The organism is Phenylobacterium sp. (assembly GCF_041913825.1).
Taxonomy (GTDB): Bacteria; Pseudomonadota; Alphaproteobacteria; order Caulobacterales; family Caulobacteraceae; genus Phenylobacterium.
In genome coordinates, this window is sequence record NZ_JAYSEO010000025.1 from 1 (window position 1) to 13795 (window position 13795).

A 13795-nucleotide genomic window follows, 5' to 3' on the forward strand; every position below is an offset into this window, starting at 1 on the left:
GTCGATGCGGCCGCCGCCGCGGCCGCCGCGGGCGGGGCCTATCCCCAGGAGGCCGCCGCGCTGGGCGGCCGCCGCTTCGCCCTTCGCCTGCCGTTCGGCTGCGCGGGACCCACGCCCGAGGCCGCGTCGGGTTGGAGCTATGACGCCGGGCGCCAGGCGCTGAAGATCACCGTCCGCCCCGAGACCTGGACGGACGCGCCCTGGGCCCGCGAGCTGGCCGGGACGCCGGAGACCGAGCTGATCGACGGTTTCTGGCTCCGGCGACCCTGGATGACCACCGAAGCCTGCCCGGCGCCGGCGGTCGCGGCGCCGGGGGCCGCGCCGGCCGAGGAAACGGTGGCGCTGGTCCGCGTGTTCGAAGCCGGCAGCTCGCGCGTGACGCGCCGCGGCGGGCGCGCCTACGAGGTCACGGAGAAGGTCCCGCCCGAGCCGCCGCCGGGCGAGGGCGGCTTCCGCCTGGTGCTGGAGGGCCGTATCGCCGCGCCGGAGGACGGCCGGCCGATCCGCTGCCGAAGCCTGCATCCCGATCGCCGGCCGCTTTGCCTCGTCCTGGTGGACGTGGACCGCGTGGCGTTCGAGGCCGCCGGCGGCCGCCAGTTCGCCGAGTGGAGCCGGTAGGCGCTGAGGCTCAGTCGTCGCGGGGCTTCACGTCGTACTCCACCACACGGTCGTCGGCGCAGAGCCGCTCGGCCAGCACCTCGGCCTTCGTGTTGGTGGAGCCGCGCAGGGTCGCCGACAGCTCGATGACCTCGCCGCCGCGCAGCAGCCGGTGGCCGACGCCGGAGGCCCGCAGCCCCAGGTCGTGCGCCAGGGCCAGGAACTCCGGCTGGGGGAACTTGTCGCCGCGCCGGTAGCGCACCGCCACGTCGAGGATGGTGGTGGTCGGGATCCGATCGTCCACGGTCCGCAGCAGCACCAGCACGGCCAGGGTGGAAACCGTGCCGCCGATCGCCAGGCCGTAGAAGCCGACGCCGTAGAGGGTGCCCAGCGCCGAGGTGATCCACAGCGACGCGGCGGTGGTCAGGCCGTGAACGGAGAAGCCGTGCCGGAAGATCACGCCGCCGCAGAGGAAGCCGATACCGGTCAGGATGCCGTGGGCCATCCGCACGGGGTCGATCCGCACCACCTCGTCGGGGGTGTCGGTCAGCCAGCGCATCTGGTGCACCGCCGCCAGCATCAGCAGCGACGAGGCCAGACAGACGAGGATGTGTGTGCGCAGGCCCGCCGGGCGGCCGCGGAACTCGCGCTCGAGGCCGATCGCGGCGCCGGCGATGGCGGCGCCCAGGACCGGCAGCACGTACTGGAAGAAGACCTCGGATCCCATGACGCGTCACAATAGCGTCACGGCGCGATCGGTTGCGAGGCCGCTACAGGAACATCGGCCCGACCCACAGCGCGGCCAGGACGATCAGCACCAGGACGAGGATCAGGCCCGCGTTGCGGCGCGAGCCGAGCAGAGGCTGGTTGGCGCTCTGCGGCCGGGTCGGGGGCGGCGGGGGACGGCGGCGCGCCTGCTCGCGCGCCCGCCGGTAGCGGGCCAGGTCGGTGACGCGGGGATCTTCCTTGCGCGCCACCGGGGTCAGCCCGCCAGCCGCTCGAGTTCGTCGGCGGCGATGTCCTCGTTCGACCACACGTTCTGGACGTCGTCGTCGTCGTCGAGGCTGTCGATCAGCTTCATCAGCGTGCCGGCCGCGTCGCCTTCCACCGGCGTGCGGCTCTTCGGCCGCCAGGCGATCGAGGTGGACTTGGCCTCGCCGAGCGTGGCTTCCAGCGCCTGGGCCACCTCGTTCAGGCCCTCGAAGGCGGTGTAGATGGTGTGGCTCTCCTCGTCGGACTCCACGTCCTCGGCGCCCGCCTCGATGGCCGCCTCCATGACCGCGTCCTCCGAGCCCGCCGAGGCCGGATAGACGATCTGGCCCACGCGGTCGAACATGAAGGAGACGGCGCCCGTCTCGCCCAGGTTGCCGCCGTTCTTCGAGAAGATCGCCCGCACGTTGGCCGCCGCGCGGTTGCGGTTGTCGGTCAGCACCTCGACGATCACGCCAACGCCGCCGGGGCCGAAGCCCTCGTAGCGGATCTCCTCATAGGTCTCGGCGTCGCCGCCGATCGCCTTCTTGATCGCCCGGTCGATGTTGTCCTTGGGCATGGACTCGGCCTTGGCGTTGGCGACCGCCAGCCGCAGGCGCGGGTTCATCGCCGGATCGGGCAGCCCCGCCTTCGCCGCGACGGTGATCTCGCGGGCGAGCTTGGAGAACAGCTTCGAGCGGACCGCGTCCTGGCGGCCCTTGCGGTGCATGATGTTCTTGAACTTTGAGTGTCCGGCCATGGTCCGTCGCAGGCGGGTCGAAGAGGGTCGCGCCGCTTCTACCCCTGAGGCGCGGGGAAAAGGAACCCCCGCCATGCGCGCGGGTTGAGGCCCACGAGGGAGCTTCAGCGGAGCCGGCGCCATGAGCGAACACGAGGACTGGGACGACGTCCTGCCGAACGAGCCCAACGGGGAGGTCGTGCACTGGATGGAGCCCCGGCCGATGAGCGTGGGTCCGGCCGGGATCTCCATGGCCGCGGCGGGCGCCTTCGCGCTCGGCGCGCTCACCACCGTGGCGGTGCTCGCCATGATGCACTGGCTGAAGCCGGAGCGGCGGGTCACCCTGCCCAACCTCCGCCGCTGGCGCAGCTCGATCCACTGAGGCCGCGCGGCGGGTTTGCGGCCGGCCGCCGGCCCTGTAGTCAGGCCCGGTTGCAAGCGCTGCCGAGACCATGCCCGCCGACACCGCCCCGCCGGACCTCTCCTGGGCCCGGCTGATCATCTTCGACTTCGACGGCACGCTGGCCGACAGCGCCGCCTTCATGTTCGGCCTGTTCGGCGAGCTCGCCCGCAAGCACGGCCTGCGGCAGGTCAGCGACGCCGAGATCGCCATGCTGCGCGGGCGCAGCAACCGCGAGGTCCTGGCCTATCTGCGCTGCCCGCTGTGGAAGCTGCCCGGCATCGCGCGCGACGCCCGCCGCATGGGCGCAGCCGGGGCCGACCGCATCCGGCTGTTCGACGGCGTGCCCGAGCTGTTCTCCGCCCTGGCGGCCCGCGGGGCGAAGGTCGCCATCGTCAGCTCGAACGCCGAGGCCACCATCCGCCGCATCCTCGGCCCCGTGCTCGCCGGCCAGGTGGCGGCCTACGCCTGCGGCGCCTCGCTGTTCGGCAAGGCGGCCAAGTTCCGCGAGGTGGTCGAGCGCTGCGGAGTCGCCCCGGCGGAGACCCTCTGCGTCGGCGACGAGGTGCGCGACATCGACGCCGCCCGCGACGCCGGCCTCGCCTGCGCGGCGGTCACCTGGGGCTACGCCACCGCCGAGGTGCTCGAAGCCCACCGCCCGGACGTCACCTTCGACGCGGTGAGCGCGCTCACAGCGGCCCTCTCCGCTTCGGCCTTCCCGGGTTCGCACCGCGACGGCCGGGAGCCCTAGAGGTCAGCCGAGCGGCTCGCAGTCGATGCGGCCGATCCGGCCATCCTGCAGGCGGTAGACCGCGTCCTGCGGCACGTCCTGGTCCACCGTGCGGTCGCGGCCGAGGTCGGCGTAGACGCCGCGCAGCACCCGGCCGGCGACCCCGTGGCTGACGGCGATCACCCGCCGCTCCGGCTCCGGCGGCAGGCTGGCCAGCCAGTCCGCCATGCGCGCGCAGACCTGCTCGTAGGTCTCGCCGGTGGGCGCGTCGAACGCCCAGCCGGAGCGGCCGAATGCCTCCGGGTAGGCGGCCTCCAGCTCGCGGCGCAGCCGCCCATCCCATTCGCCCCAGGACAGCTCGATGAGCCGGCGGTCCTCCTCCACCTCGGCGCCCACGGCCTGCGCCACGAACTCGGCCGTGCGCCGGGCGCGGGCGAGCGGGCTCGAGATCACCCGCCAACCCGGCTCGCCGCGCGTCAGGTCGGCGAGCAGCCGGGCCACCGCCTGAGCCTGGCGGACGCCGAGCTCGGTGAGTTCGGAGTCCACATGGCCCTGCAGCCGCCGCTCGCGGTTGAAGGCGGTCTCGCCGTGCCGGACGAGGTAGATCACCGCTTGCGGCGCACGACCGGGTGGGAGGTCGACAGGCCGCCGTCCACGGCGATCGTCTGGCCGTTGACGTAGGAGCTCTCGTCCGACGCCAGGAACAGGGCGGCGTGGGCGATCTCGTCGGGCACGCCGTAGCGCGTCAGCGGGTTGAGCTGGCCGATCTTGTCCTCATTGCCGCGGGCCCGCGCGCCGTCGAAGATCGGCTTGGTCATGCCGGTCTCGATCAGGCCGGGCGCGATGGCGTTGATCCGCACGCCCGTGCCGTAGAACTCGTTGGCCGCCGTCTGGGCGAGGCTGATCACGCCGGCCTTGGAGGCGGAGTAGGGGGAGCCGCCTGCGCCCGAGCGGATGCCGGCGACGGAGGCGGTCAGGATGATCGAGCCCTTGCCCTTGGGGATCATCACGGCCGAGGCGTGCTTCACGGCCAGGAAGGCGCCGATCAGGTTGATGCGCAGGATCTCCGCCCAGTGGGCGGCGTCCTGGTCCTGGTAGTCCACCCAGCCGCCCGAGATGCCGGCGTTGGCCCAGACGATATCGAGCCCGCCGAACTCCGACTGGGCCCGGGCGATGTACTCGCGCACGCAGTCCTCGTCGCCGGCGTCGCCGGTCATGGCCACGGCGCGGCCGCCGGCGGCGGTCACCGCCGCGACGGTCTCGTCCACGGTGCCGGCCCGGTCGACGCACAGCACGCTTGCGCCTTCCTTGGCGAACAGGATGGATGCCGCGCGGCCGATGCCGCTGGCCGCCCCGGTGATGACGGCCGTGCGGCCTGACAGTCGAGCCATTCTTCTCCTCCTAGGGGATCAGCAGCACGCGGCCGACGGCCTGGCGGCTTTCGATGTAGCGGTGCGCCTCGGCGGCCTCCGACAGCGGGAACTCGCGGTCGATCAGGACCTTCAGCGCGCCGGTGTGGACGTCGCCGATCAGCCGCTGGATGTTGTCGCGCACGCGGGGCGTCATGATCTCGGCGCCCAGGAAGACGCCCGACAGCGAACGGTTGCCGCCCATCAGCGTGCCCACGTCCACCCGCTGCGGCTCGCGGCCGGCGTTGCCCACCATCGACACCCGGCCGCGGTAGGCCAGCGACAGGATCGAGGTCTGCAAGGTGGGGCCGCCGACGCTGTCGACGATCACGTCGGCCATGTGCTTGTCGGTCAGCCGCGCCACCTCCTGCACCACGTCCTGGGTGCGGTAGTTGATGCCGTGCGTCAGGCCGAGCGGCTTCAGGGGCTCCAGCCGCTCGTCCGACGAGGCGGTGGCCAGCACCATGGCGGCCCCGGCGCGGGCGGCGAGCTGGATGGCCGCCACGCCGACGCCCGACGCCCCGGCCTGCACCAGCACGACCTCGCCCTTCTTCATCCGGCCGAACTCGAACAGGCAGTCGTCGGCCGTGCCGAACGGCACCGGCACCGCGGCCGCCTGCCGCACGTCCATGCCGTCGGGAATCGCCCATGCGGTGGCGGCGGGTACGGCGCGCAGCTCGGCGTGGCTGCCGTGGGAGCCGACGGTGACCACCTTCTGGCCGACCCGCAGCCCGGTCACCTCGGCGCCGACCTCGACCACCTCGCCGGCGGCCTGGTAGCCGACCACGTGCGGCCGGGTGACGAGCTGGCCGCCGAACCGGTTGAGCACGTCGCCGCCCTCGATGGAGACCGCCTCCACGCGAATGACGATCCCCTTCGGGTGGCATTCGGGGTCCGGAGCGTCCTCGTAGCGGAAGACCTCGGGACCGCCGTTCTCGTAGTAGACCGCCGCCTTCAATCCACCCTCCCGTCAAACGTCTGTTTGAAGCTAGGCTTCCCATGCGAGCCCGGCCGGCGCAAGGGCTGGCGGGCAGCCGCCCCGCCCGCTTAGAAGCGGAGCGAACGAGCGGGGAATCGAGCCGGTGAACGTCTTCTTCGTCTGCGGGGCGCCCAAGTCGGGCACCACCTGGCTGCAGCGCGTGCTGGACGCCCATCCCGAGGTGATGTGCTCGGGCGAAGGGCACTTCATCGGCCGCTTCACCGTCCCCCTGGCCGAGGTGATCCGCAAGTACAACGCCGCCCTCGTCACCGAGGCGACCCGCGTCTACGAGGGCCGGCCCTACTACGGCCAGATCGACCAGGCCGAGTTCGACGAGCTCGCGCGGGCCTTCATCCTGCGCCGGCTGACCTCCCGCGGCCCGGGGCCGCAGGTGCGCTGGGTGGGCGACAAGACCCCGCGCTACGCCTTGCACCTCGACGCGCTGCACCGGCTCTTCCCGCAGGCCCGCGTCGTCTACATCGTGCGCGACCCGCGTGACACGCTGATGTCCCGGGTCGGTCACGCCGTGCGGGCCAACATGGCCGACGCCGTGGAGCCGGGCTCGGAGCGCCGCCTGCAGGTGATGCGAACGGGCGTCGAGGATTGGGCCAGGAACGTCCGGCCGATCGCCCCCTTCGCCGCCGCCCACCCAGGCCTGGTCCATCGCCTGCGCTACGAGGACCTGCTGGCCGATCCGCATGGCGAGACGCGCCGGCTGTTCGGCTTCCTGGACGTGGCCGCCGACGCGCCGACGGTGGAGGCCGTGGTCTCGGCGACCTCCTTCGAGGCTCAGTCCGGCCGCAGCCCGGGGGAGGAAGACCTCTCCTCCTTCCTGCGCAAGGGCGTGGCCGGCGACTGGGTTGGCCGGCTCGAACCGGAGGCGCTCGCCATGCTGGAGGAGACCTGCGGCGAGCTGATGCGCGAGAACGGCTATGTTTGACGTGACAGACGGGGCGGCGCGCCCGACCCTGCCCGGGCGGGAGGACGGTCAATGACGCGTGCGGTGGTGCTGGGCGGCGGCGGCCCGGTGGGGATCGGCTGGGAGAACGGCCTGGTGGCCGGCTTCGCGCAGGGCGGGGTCGATCTGGGACAGGCCGACTTCGTCCTGGGCACCTCGGCCGGCGCCTTCGTTGGCGCGCGCCTCGCGCTGGGCGTCGACCCGGCGACCTTCGCCGACCCGCCGTCCGACCCCGGCCGCGGCGCGACACGCCCCGCCGCTCCGGCGCCCGACCTCGGCCGGCTCGTGGCGCTGATGGCCGAGGCCCAGTCCGGCAAGCGCAATCCGACCGAGGTGCGGGCCGAGATCGGCGCCTTCGCCCTCGAGGCCGAGACCATCGACGAGGAGGCATTCCTGGCGAGCTTCGGCGCCCGCTTCGCCGCCCAGGAGGCTTGGCCCGCCAAGGATTTCGCCTGCACGGCGGTGGACGCCGCCGACGGCGGGTTCAAGCTGTGGACGGCGCGCTCCGGCGTCCCGCTGAACCGGGCCGTGGCCTCGAGCTGCAGCGTGCCGGGGATCTATCCGCCCGTCACCATCGAGGGGCGCCGCTACATCGACGGGGGCATGCGCTCCTCCACCAACGCCGACATGGCGGCGGGCTACGACATCGTCGTCGTGGTGGCCGTGCGGCTGGCCGGTCCGCCGGACATCGCCGCGCGGGTTCAGGCCAAGCTGGACGAGGAAGTCCAGACCCTGCAGGACGGCGGCGCCACCGTGGTGGTCATCGGTCCCGACGAGGCCAGCGCCGACGCCTTCGGCCCGAACCTGATGGACGCCGCCCGCGTCCCCGGCGCCGTCCAGGCCGGCCTCGCCCAAGGCCGTCTCCAGGCCGCCATCCTCAAGGAGATCTGGGGGTAGCGCCGCGGAGGGCGTCAGCCGTTCGCCTTCACGAAGGCGCGGATGGCGGCGATCACCTGGTCCTGGTCGTCCTCGGTCAGGTACGGGTGCATGGGCAGGCTGATCACCCGCTCCGCCTTGGCGTCGGTGACCGGCAGGCCGCCGGGCGCCGTCGGATAGCCCGAATAGACCGCCTGCCGGTGGATCGGGATCGGATAGTAGACGGCGGTCGGCACGCCCTTCTCCCGCAGGGCCGCGGCCAGTCCGTCCCGGTTCTCCGCCTCGATGGTGTACTGCGCCCAGACGCTGACCCCGCCCTCGATGACCTTCGGCACGCTCACCACGTCCGACAGGCCCTCGGCATAGCGGGCGGCGACCCGGTTCCGCGCCGCGATTTCGTCGGGGAAGATCTTCAGCTTCTCGAGCAGGACGGCGGCCTGGATGGTGTCCATCCGGCTGTTGGTGCCCACCCGCAGGTTCAGGTAGCGCGGGTCGTGGGCGAACTCGCGGCCCTCCAGGTCCGACTTCACCGCCTGGCCGTGCACCCGCAGGCTCACCAGCAGGTCGTGGAAGCGGGCGTCCTTCGACAGCACCGCGCCCCCGTCGCCGTAGCAGCCCAGCGGCTTGGCCGGGAAGAACGAGGTGGTGGCGACGTCCGCCCAGTGGATCGGGTGCTTGCCGGCCAGCGTGCAGCCGAAGCCCTGGGCGCTGTCGGCGATCAGCTTCAGGCCGTGCCGGTCGGCGATCTCGCGCAGGGCCGGATAGTCGGCCGGCTGGCCGAACAGGTCGACGGCGACGATCGCCTTGGGGGTCAGCGTCCCGTCCGCCTTCACCTGCGCGATGGCCGCGTCGAGGCTCGCCGGATCCATGTTGTAGGTGTCAGGCCGGATGTCGACGAACACCGGCGAGGCGCCGACCAGCGGCATCACCTCGGCCGTCGCCGCGAACGTGAAGGAGGGGCAGAACACCGCGTCGCCGGGCCCGATCCCCCACGCCATCAGCGGCAGCAGCAGGGCGTCCGTTCCCGACGCGCACGACAGCACGAAGGGCGCCTCGCCGAACACGCCCATGGCCGTTTCGAACGCGGCGATCTCCGGGCCCATGATGTAGGCGCCCGAGCGCACGACCTTGAGGATCGCATCCTCCAGCGGCTGGCCAAGGCGCTGGCGCTGGGCCTGCAGGTCGATGAACGGAATAGGCATGCGGGGACGGCCCCTCTCTCTCGAAGCGGGGGCCGTATGCCACGCGCCGGGACGCGCGGCCAAAACACGCTTGGTGTCGCTCTGCTACAGGATCGGCTTCAGGTTCACCGTGACCGTGCCCACCAGCGCCGGCCCGCAGATGTCGGGATTGTAGCCGCAGTCGCGCTTGCCGCGGTCGGTGTCCTGGAAGCGGAGCTCGAAGACATAGTCGCGCCAGAGCGGCGAGCCGCCGACCCCCAACGACGCGCCCAGGCTCCAGTAGGCGCGGTCCGAGCCCCGGTCGATCCAGCGCTTCCCCACCTGCGCCTTGACGGTGAGGTTGCGATTCAGCGCGTAGTCCGCCCCGCCTTCCAGCCGCCAGGCCTGGCCGGAGCCGTAGGAGGCCTGCGGCACGTAGCTGCCCGTGGCGGTGAGCGCGAGCGGCCCCTGCTGACGGCGGGCGGCGAGCTTGAGCTGCAGGAAGTCGTAGGTGGGACCCCAGGTCTCGTTGTCCGGGAAGGCCGTGTACATCGCCTCGGCGGCGAGGCGGGTGCGGCCGCGGTCGAGGTCCCAGGTCTTGCCGGCGTACCAGTCCGTCTCGAACGACGTCGAGCCGTCGTTGAAGTCCACCTGGCTGACGAACAGGCCGGCGTAGAGACCGTCCGGCCGCCAGTAATGGACATTGCCCTGCACGGCCGGATGCCCGTCCGAGTTGCTGACGCCCTGGTACCTGTAGTCGCTGGTTACGCCCACAGACGGGAAGAGGCCGCCCCACTCGCCCGCCGAGGCGGGGAGGGCGACCATGGCCAGGGCGAGCGCGGCGGTCGCTGGGGGCACGATGGTGAGGCGCATGGGGAGCTCCTTTCCCCATTGGCCTAGCTGCGCTCGGAGATCAGTGTTACTGAATTCGCTGAATGAGTGATATCGACCTGAACAAAATCAGGCGCCTCGACTTCGGCCTGCTGCTGGTCTTTCGCGAGCTCCTGCGCCTGCGCCGCGCCAGCGCGGTGGCCGAGCGGCTGGGCCTGTCCCAGCCGGCGATCAGCCATGCGCTGGGCCGCCTGCGCGAGCTGTTCGACGATCAGCTCTTCATCCGCCGGCCGCACGGGTTCGAACCCACCCGGCGGGCGCTGGACCTCGGTCCGAAGATCGAGGCGCTGATCGCGCTGAGCGGCGAAGCCCTCACGCCGCAGGCCGGCTTCGACCCCGCCACCAGCCGGCGGCTATTCGCGGTGGCCGCGCCGGAGTTCGTCACCGCCCTGATCGGCGCCGAGCTGATCCAGCGTTTCGCCGCCGTTGCGCCCGGCGTGACCTTCGCCATCGGCCATGCGTCGGAGGACGAGGCCTATAAGGCCCTGCGTCGGGGCGAGTGCGACCTGGCGCTCGGCCGGTTCGGCGCGCCACGGGCCGGCTATGTGGTCGAGCCGCTGTTCGAGGACGTCTATGCGGTGATCGCCAGGCAGGGGCACCCGACCGTCGCCACGACCATCGACGAGGCCGGCTGGCGCGCCACCGGCCACATCTTCGCCTGGTCCCGCAGCGAGACCGCGGCGGAGCGGCCGCCGGAAGGCTCCCGCGAGTTTCCGGGCATGACCATGCTGGCGGCCGTGCCGCATTGGCTGACGGTCATGATGCTGGTGGCCTCCACCGACGGCATCGGCACCGTGCCGCGGAGGCTCGCAGAGCGGCACGCCGAGCGCCTGGGGCTGCAGGTGCTCGACATCCCGTTTGCGGAGCCGGAAGTGATCCGGGTGTCGGCGGTCCGCCGGGCCGGGATCCGGGACCCCGGCCTCGACTGGTTCCTCGGCGAGGTGCGCGCGGCGGTGGGCTGACCGCCGCGCTCGGGAGCTGCGCCTCAGGGCTTCGCCTGGACGCCCGCCTTCATGACGTAGCCGACGCGCTGCAGGACGGTGACGTCGGCCAGCGGGTCGCCCTGGACGGCGATCAGGTCGGCCGCCTTGCCGGGGGTGAGCGCCCCCACCTCGTTCTGCAGGCCCAGGTGGTCGGCGGCGTTCACCGTGGCCGACTGGATGGCCTGCAGCGGCGTCAGGCCGGCGCGGACCAGCAGGGCGAACTCCTGGGCGTTGTCGCCGTGCGCCGAGACGCCGGTGTCGGTGCCGAAGGCGATCTTCACGCCGCCCTGGTGGGCCCGCCTGGCCATGTCCAGCATCTTCGGCCCGACCTCCAGCGCCTTGGCGGTCTGGGCCGGGGTGAAGAAGTTGTTCGGCCCCGAGGCGATCCGGTAGACGAAGTCGCCGGCCATCAGGGTGGGCACCAGATAGCCCTTGTTCTTCTTCAGCAGGGCGATCCCCTCGTTGTCGAGGTAGGTGCCGTGCTCGATCGAGTCGCCACCGGCTTTCAGGAACGAGTTGATCCCGTCGCCCCCATGGGCGTGGGCGGTGACCCGGCGGCCCATCCGGTGGGCGGAGTCCACGATGGCGTCCAGCTCCTCCTGCGAGAACTGCTGGGCGAGGCCGGCGGCGGTGTTGGAGAGCACGCCGCCCGTGGCGGTGATCTTGATCACGTCCGCGCCCTTCCAGACCTGCTCGCGCACCGCGCGGCGGCAGTCGTCGGCGCCGGAGCAGACCGAGCCGGGCCGCAGGACGTGCATGATGTCCTCGCGCAGGCCGTTCACGTCGCCGTGGCCGCCGTGCACCGAGATGGCCGAGCCGGCCGCGACGATCCGCGGACCGGGCACGTCGCCCAGCGAGATCGCCTTGCGGAGCGCGAAGACCGCATCGTTGTCGCCTCCCAGGTCGGCGACCGTGGTGAAGCCGGCGAGCAGCGTCCGGTGCGCGTAGCGGGCCCCGACCATCGCCTGCTCGGCGGAGGACTGGGTGACCTCGTCCAGCCGGGTGTTCGGCCCCTGCTGGCTGGTGATGTGCACGTGGCTGTCGATCAGGCCCGGCAGCACGAAGCTGTCGCGCAGGTCCACCACCTTCCCGCCCGGTTCGGACACGAAGCCGTCGACGATGCGCACGACCTTGCCGTTCTGGATCACCAGGGTCTTCTGCGTCTCGACCCGCCCTGAGGCGGGATCGGCCAGCAGGCGGCCGGCCTGCACGAAGGTGGCCTGGGCCGGCGCTTGGGCGGCGGCGGGCAGGGCGATGGCGGCGGCGAGCAGCGCGCCGGCGACGAGACGTTTCATCTGGAAGATTCCCCCGGGTACTGAGGCGGCGACCCTAAGCTTAGCCCTGCAGAGTTGGAAGCCTGTCCGAACCCTCCTCTCCCCCGAACCGCAGGCCTGGGGAAGAGGGTGGGGGAGCTTGTCGGCGGAGCGGCGATCAGATCTGCCGCTTGCGCCCTTCCCAGTAGGGCGCCCGGACCTTGTTGCGCTGGATCTTGCCGGCCTCGGAGCGCGGCAGGTCGGTGACGAAATCCACCTTCTTCGGGACCTTGAAGGCCGGCAGGTTGGCCCGGGCGAAGGCCAGGATCTCCTGCTCCAGCTCGGCCGAGGGCTCGTAACCCGGCTTCAGCATGATCACCGCGCGGACCTGCTCGCCCCACTGGTCGTCGGGCACGCCCACGGTCGAGCTGTCGGCCACCGCGTCGTGCTTGATCAGCTCGTTGTCCACTTCCTGAGGGTAGATGTTCACCCCGCCGGAGATGATCGTCTCGGCGTTGCGGCCGGTGAGGAACAGGTAGCCGTCCTCGTCGAAGTAGCCCACGTCGCCCATGGTGAAGTAGTCGCCCACCCGGCTGGCCTGGGTCTTGGCCTCGTCCTTGAAGTAGGTGAAGCCGCCGCCCGGCGGGAGCTGGTGATAGATCGTGCCCGGCACGCCGGGCGGGGCCTCGTTGCCCTCCTCGTCGAGGATCTTGGAGCCGAGCAGGGCGGGGCGCTTGCCCACCGAGCCCGGCTTCTTCAGCCACTCCTCGGAGCTGATCATGAAGCCCGCGCCGCCCTCGGAGCCGGCGTAGTACTCGTGCAGCACCGGCCCGAACCACTCGATCATCGCCAGCTTCACCTCGGGCGGGCAGGGCGCCGCGCCGTGGATGATGTACTTCACGTGGCTGACGTCGTAGCGGGCCTTCACCTCGTCCGGCAGGGCCAGCAGCCGCTGGAACATGATCGGCACCAGGTGCAGGTGGGTGACCCGCCGCTCCACGATGGTCTTCAGGACCAGCTCGGAATCCCACTTGTCGAGGAACACCAGCGGGCAGCCGGCGCCGAGGGCGGCGTTGACGTCGAAGGCCAGCGGGGCCGCGTGGTAGGCGGGGCCGGCGCAGAGCTGGACCGAGTCCCTGTCGTAGCCGCGCTGTTCGTAGATCCCCGGCGGCGCGATCTGCGGCGTGGGACGGAAGACGCCCTTGGGCCGGCCGGTGGTGCCCGAGGTGTACATCATCTGGTTGCCGAGCACCGGGTCCTCGATGTCGGACGCGTCGATCCCGGCCAGCGCCTCGTCGTAGTCGAGGAAGCCCGCGATATCGCCGCCGATGGCCACCTTCACCCGCAGGTCGGGACACTGCTCGGCGGCCGGGCCGCTCGCCGCCACGCGCGCCTCGGCGAACAGCGCCTTGGCCTCGCAGTCCTGCACGATGTAGGCGATCTCGTCGGCGGTGAGGTGCCAGTTCACCGGCGTGATCCGGAAGCCGCCGCGCTTGGTGGCCGCCAGCACCTCCACGAACTCGTGCCGGTTCGAGCAGACCAGCGCCACCCCGTCCCCGGCCTTCAGGCCCGCGCCGCGCAGCAGGCGCACGATCCGGTTGGCCGCGGCGTTCACCTCGGCGAAGGTCCGCTGGGTGCCGTCCGGGTCGATGACGCACGGCTTGTCCGGCTGGACCTGCGCCCACACGGCGGCGGTCATCCCGTTCATCTGCGCGGCGGCCAGCCGCGCGTCCAGGTCCATGCGTTCCTTCAAGGCTTCCATCAAATTCCTCCCGCGCCTGATCCGGCGGCGCTCGTCATGTCATTGGAGGTCCGGGGCCGCGGGCTAATCGGTCCGCGCCGTCGTCCGGC

Annotated in this window: 16 protein-coding genes; 6 read left to right on the forward strand and 10 right to left on the reverse strand. The window is 72.0% G+C overall.

Annotated features, from left to right (window positions below):
• A partial coding sequence (locus ACE3Q8_RS18395; RefSeq protein ID WP_374471755.1) for a hypothetical protein occupies nt 1–618 on the forward strand: 618 nt, incomplete at its 5' end.
• 10 nt (nt 619–628) lie between these two features.
• Here the strand turns inward: ACE3Q8_RS18395 and ACE3Q8_RS18400 are convergent.
• Genes ACE3Q8_RS18400 through ACE3Q8_RS18410 form a run of 3 tightly spaced genes read right to left on the reverse strand, consistent with a single transcriptional unit; the run spans nt 629 to nt 2326 of the window.
• Nucleotides 629–1324: an MgtC/SapB family protein gene (locus tag ACE3Q8_RS18400; RefSeq protein WP_374471756.1), complete on the reverse strand. Its 696-nt coding sequence runs from the start codon at nt 1322–1324 to the stop codon at nt 629–631.
• Between the two features lie 43 nt (nt 1325–1367).
• Nucleotides 1368–1574, reverse strand: a complete 207-nt coding sequence (locus tag ACE3Q8_RS18405; protein ID WP_374471757.1) for a hypothetical protein — start codon at nt 1572–1574, stop codon at nt 1368–1370.
• Nucleotides 1575–1579: 5 nt separating this feature from the next.
• A complete protein-coding gene (locus ACE3Q8_RS18410; protein ID WP_374471758.1) occupies nt 1580–2326 on the reverse strand; it encodes a YebC/PmpR family DNA-binding transcriptional regulator in 747 nt (248 codons plus the stop codon).
• Nucleotides 2327–2447: 121 nt separating this feature from the next.
• Here ACE3Q8_RS18410 and ACE3Q8_RS18415 point away from each other — a divergent pair, with 121 nt between their 5' ends.
• Both ACE3Q8_RS18415 and ACE3Q8_RS18420 read left to right on the forward strand, forming a co-directional pair.
• Nucleotides 2448–2687 carry a hypothetical protein gene (locus ACE3Q8_RS18415; protein WP_374471759.1) on the forward strand — a complete coding sequence of 80 codons (240 nt, stop codon included), beginning with the start codon at nt 2448–2450 and terminating at the stop codon, nt 2685–2687.
• Between the two features lie 70 nt (nt 2688–2757).
• Nucleotides 2758–3456, forward strand: coding sequence for an HAD hydrolase-like protein (locus tag ACE3Q8_RS18420; RefSeq protein ID WP_374471760.1), 699 nt, complete (start codon nt 2758–2760; stop codon nt 3454–3456).
• Between the two features lie 3 nt (nt 3457–3459).
• Here the strand turns inward: ACE3Q8_RS18420 and ACE3Q8_RS18425 are convergent, their stop codons facing one another.
• Genes ACE3Q8_RS18425 through ACE3Q8_RS18435 form a run of 3 tightly spaced genes read right to left on the reverse strand, consistent with a single transcriptional unit; the run spans nt 3460 to nt 5802 of the window.
• Complete coding sequence (locus ACE3Q8_RS18425) at nt 3460–4044, reverse strand: histidine phosphatase family protein (protein ID WP_374471761.1); 585 nt, start codon at nt 4042–4044, stop codon at nt 3460–3462.
• On the reverse strand, nt 4041–4826 hold the full coding sequence (locus ACE3Q8_RS18430; RefSeq protein ID WP_374471762.1) for an SDR family NAD(P)-dependent oxidoreductase: 786 nt from the start codon (nt 4824–4826) through the stop codon (nt 4041–4043). Before ACE3Q8_RS18430 ends, ACE3Q8_RS18425 begins: the two co-directional genes overlap by 4 nt.
• Before the next feature lie 10 nt (nt 4827–4836).
• The gene (locus tag ACE3Q8_RS18435; protein ID WP_374471763.1) at nt 4837–5802 is read right to left on the reverse strand and encodes a zinc-binding alcohol dehydrogenase family protein; all 966 of its coding nucleotides are present in this window, start codon (nt 5800–5802) and stop codon (nt 4837–4839) included.
• Between the two features lie 124 nt (nt 5803–5926).
• Here ACE3Q8_RS18435 and ACE3Q8_RS18440 point away from each other — a divergent pair, with 124 nt between their 5' ends.
• Both ACE3Q8_RS18440 and ACE3Q8_RS18445 read left to right on the forward strand, forming a co-directional pair.
• Nucleotides 5927–6763 (forward strand): sulfotransferase, encoded by an 837-nt coding sequence (locus ACE3Q8_RS18440; protein ID WP_374471764.1) that lies wholly within the window; start codon nt 5927–5929, stop codon nt 6761–6763.
• Nucleotides 6764–6814: 51 nt separating this feature from the next.
• A complete protein-coding gene (locus ACE3Q8_RS18445; RefSeq protein ID WP_374471765.1) occupies nt 6815–7678 on the forward strand; it encodes a patatin-like phospholipase family protein in 864 nt (287 codons plus the stop codon).
• A gap of 14 nt (nt 7679–7692) precedes the next feature.
• Here the strand turns inward: ACE3Q8_RS18445 and ACE3Q8_RS18450 are convergent, their stop codons facing one another.
• Nucleotides 7693–8859: a DegT/DnrJ/EryC1/StrS family aminotransferase gene (locus ACE3Q8_RS18450; RefSeq protein ID WP_374471766.1), complete on the reverse strand. Its 1167-nt coding sequence runs from the start codon at nt 8857–8859 to the stop codon at nt 7693–7695.
• 84 nt (nt 8860–8943) lie between these two features.
• A complete protein-coding gene (locus ACE3Q8_RS18455) occupies nt 8944–9690 on the reverse strand; it encodes a TorF family putative porin (RefSeq protein WP_374471767.1) in 747 nt (248 codons plus the stop codon).
• Between the two features lie 62 nt (nt 9691–9752).
• Between ACE3Q8_RS18455 and ACE3Q8_RS18460 the strand changes: the two genes are divergently transcribed.
• Complete coding sequence (locus ACE3Q8_RS18460) at nt 9753–10670, forward strand: LysR family transcriptional regulator (protein ID WP_374471768.1); 918 nt, start codon at nt 9753–9755, stop codon at nt 10668–10670.
• 23 nt (nt 10671–10693) lie between these two features.
• Here the strand turns inward: ACE3Q8_RS18460 and ACE3Q8_RS18465 are convergent, their stop codons facing one another.
• Nucleotides 10694–11986 (reverse strand): amidohydrolase family protein, encoded by a 1293-nt coding sequence (locus ACE3Q8_RS18465; RefSeq protein WP_374471769.1) that lies wholly within the window; start codon nt 11984–11986, stop codon nt 10694–10696.
• A 136-nt stretch (nt 11987–12122) separates the two neighbouring features.
• Nucleotides 12123–13706, reverse strand: coding sequence for an AMP-binding protein (locus tag ACE3Q8_RS18470; RefSeq protein WP_374471770.1), 1584 nt, complete (start codon nt 13704–13706; stop codon nt 12123–12125).
• Nucleotides 13707–13795 lie beyond the last annotated feature (89 nt).

Excerpts from the sequence above, each read along its gene's own strand:
- ACE3Q8_RS18400 (WP_374471756.1), bottom strand. The coding sequence starts at position 1,324 with ATGGGATCCGAGGTCTTCTTCCAGTACGTGCTGCCGGTCCTGGGCGCC.
- ACE3Q8_RS18410 (WP_374471758.1), bottom strand. The coding sequence starts at position 2,326 with ATGGCCGGACACTCAAAGTTCAAGAACATCATGCACCGCAAGGGCCGC.
- ACE3Q8_RS18415 (WP_374471759.1), top strand. The coding sequence starts at position 2,448 with ATGAGCGAACACGAGGACTGGGACGACGTCCTGCCGAACGAGCCCAAC.
- ACE3Q8_RS18420 (WP_374471760.1), top strand. The coding sequence starts at position 2,758 with ATGCCCGCCGACACCGCCCCGCCGGACCTCTCCTGGGCCCGGCTGATC.
- ACE3Q8_RS18430 (WP_374471762.1), bottom strand. The coding sequence starts at position 4,826 with ATGGCTCGACTGTCAGGCCGCACGGCCGTCATCACCGGGGCGGCCAGC.
- ACE3Q8_RS18445 (WP_374471765.1), top strand. The coding sequence starts at position 6,815 with ATGACGCGTGCGGTGGTGCTGGGCGGCGGCGGCCCGGTGGGGATCGGC.
- ACE3Q8_RS18450 (WP_374471766.1), bottom strand. The coding sequence starts at position 8,859 with ATGCCTATTCCGTTCATCGACCTGCAGGCCCAGCGCCAGCGCCTTGGC.
- ACE3Q8_RS18455 (WP_374471767.1), bottom strand. The coding sequence starts at position 9,690 with ATGCGCCTCACCATCGTGCCCCCAGCGACCGCCGCGCTCGCCCTGGCC.
- ACE3Q8_RS18460 (WP_374471768.1), top strand. The coding sequence starts at position 9,753 with ATGAGTGATATCGACCTGAACAAAATCAGGCGCCTCGACTTCGGCCTG.
- ACE3Q8_RS18465 (WP_374471769.1), bottom strand. The coding sequence starts at position 11,986 with ATGAAACGTCTCGTCGCCGGCGCGCTGCTCGCCGCCGCCATCGCCCTG.
- ACE3Q8_RS18470 (WP_374471770.1), bottom strand. The coding sequence starts at position 13,706 with ATGGAAGCCTTGAAGGAACGCATGGACCTGGACGCGCGGCTGGCCGCC.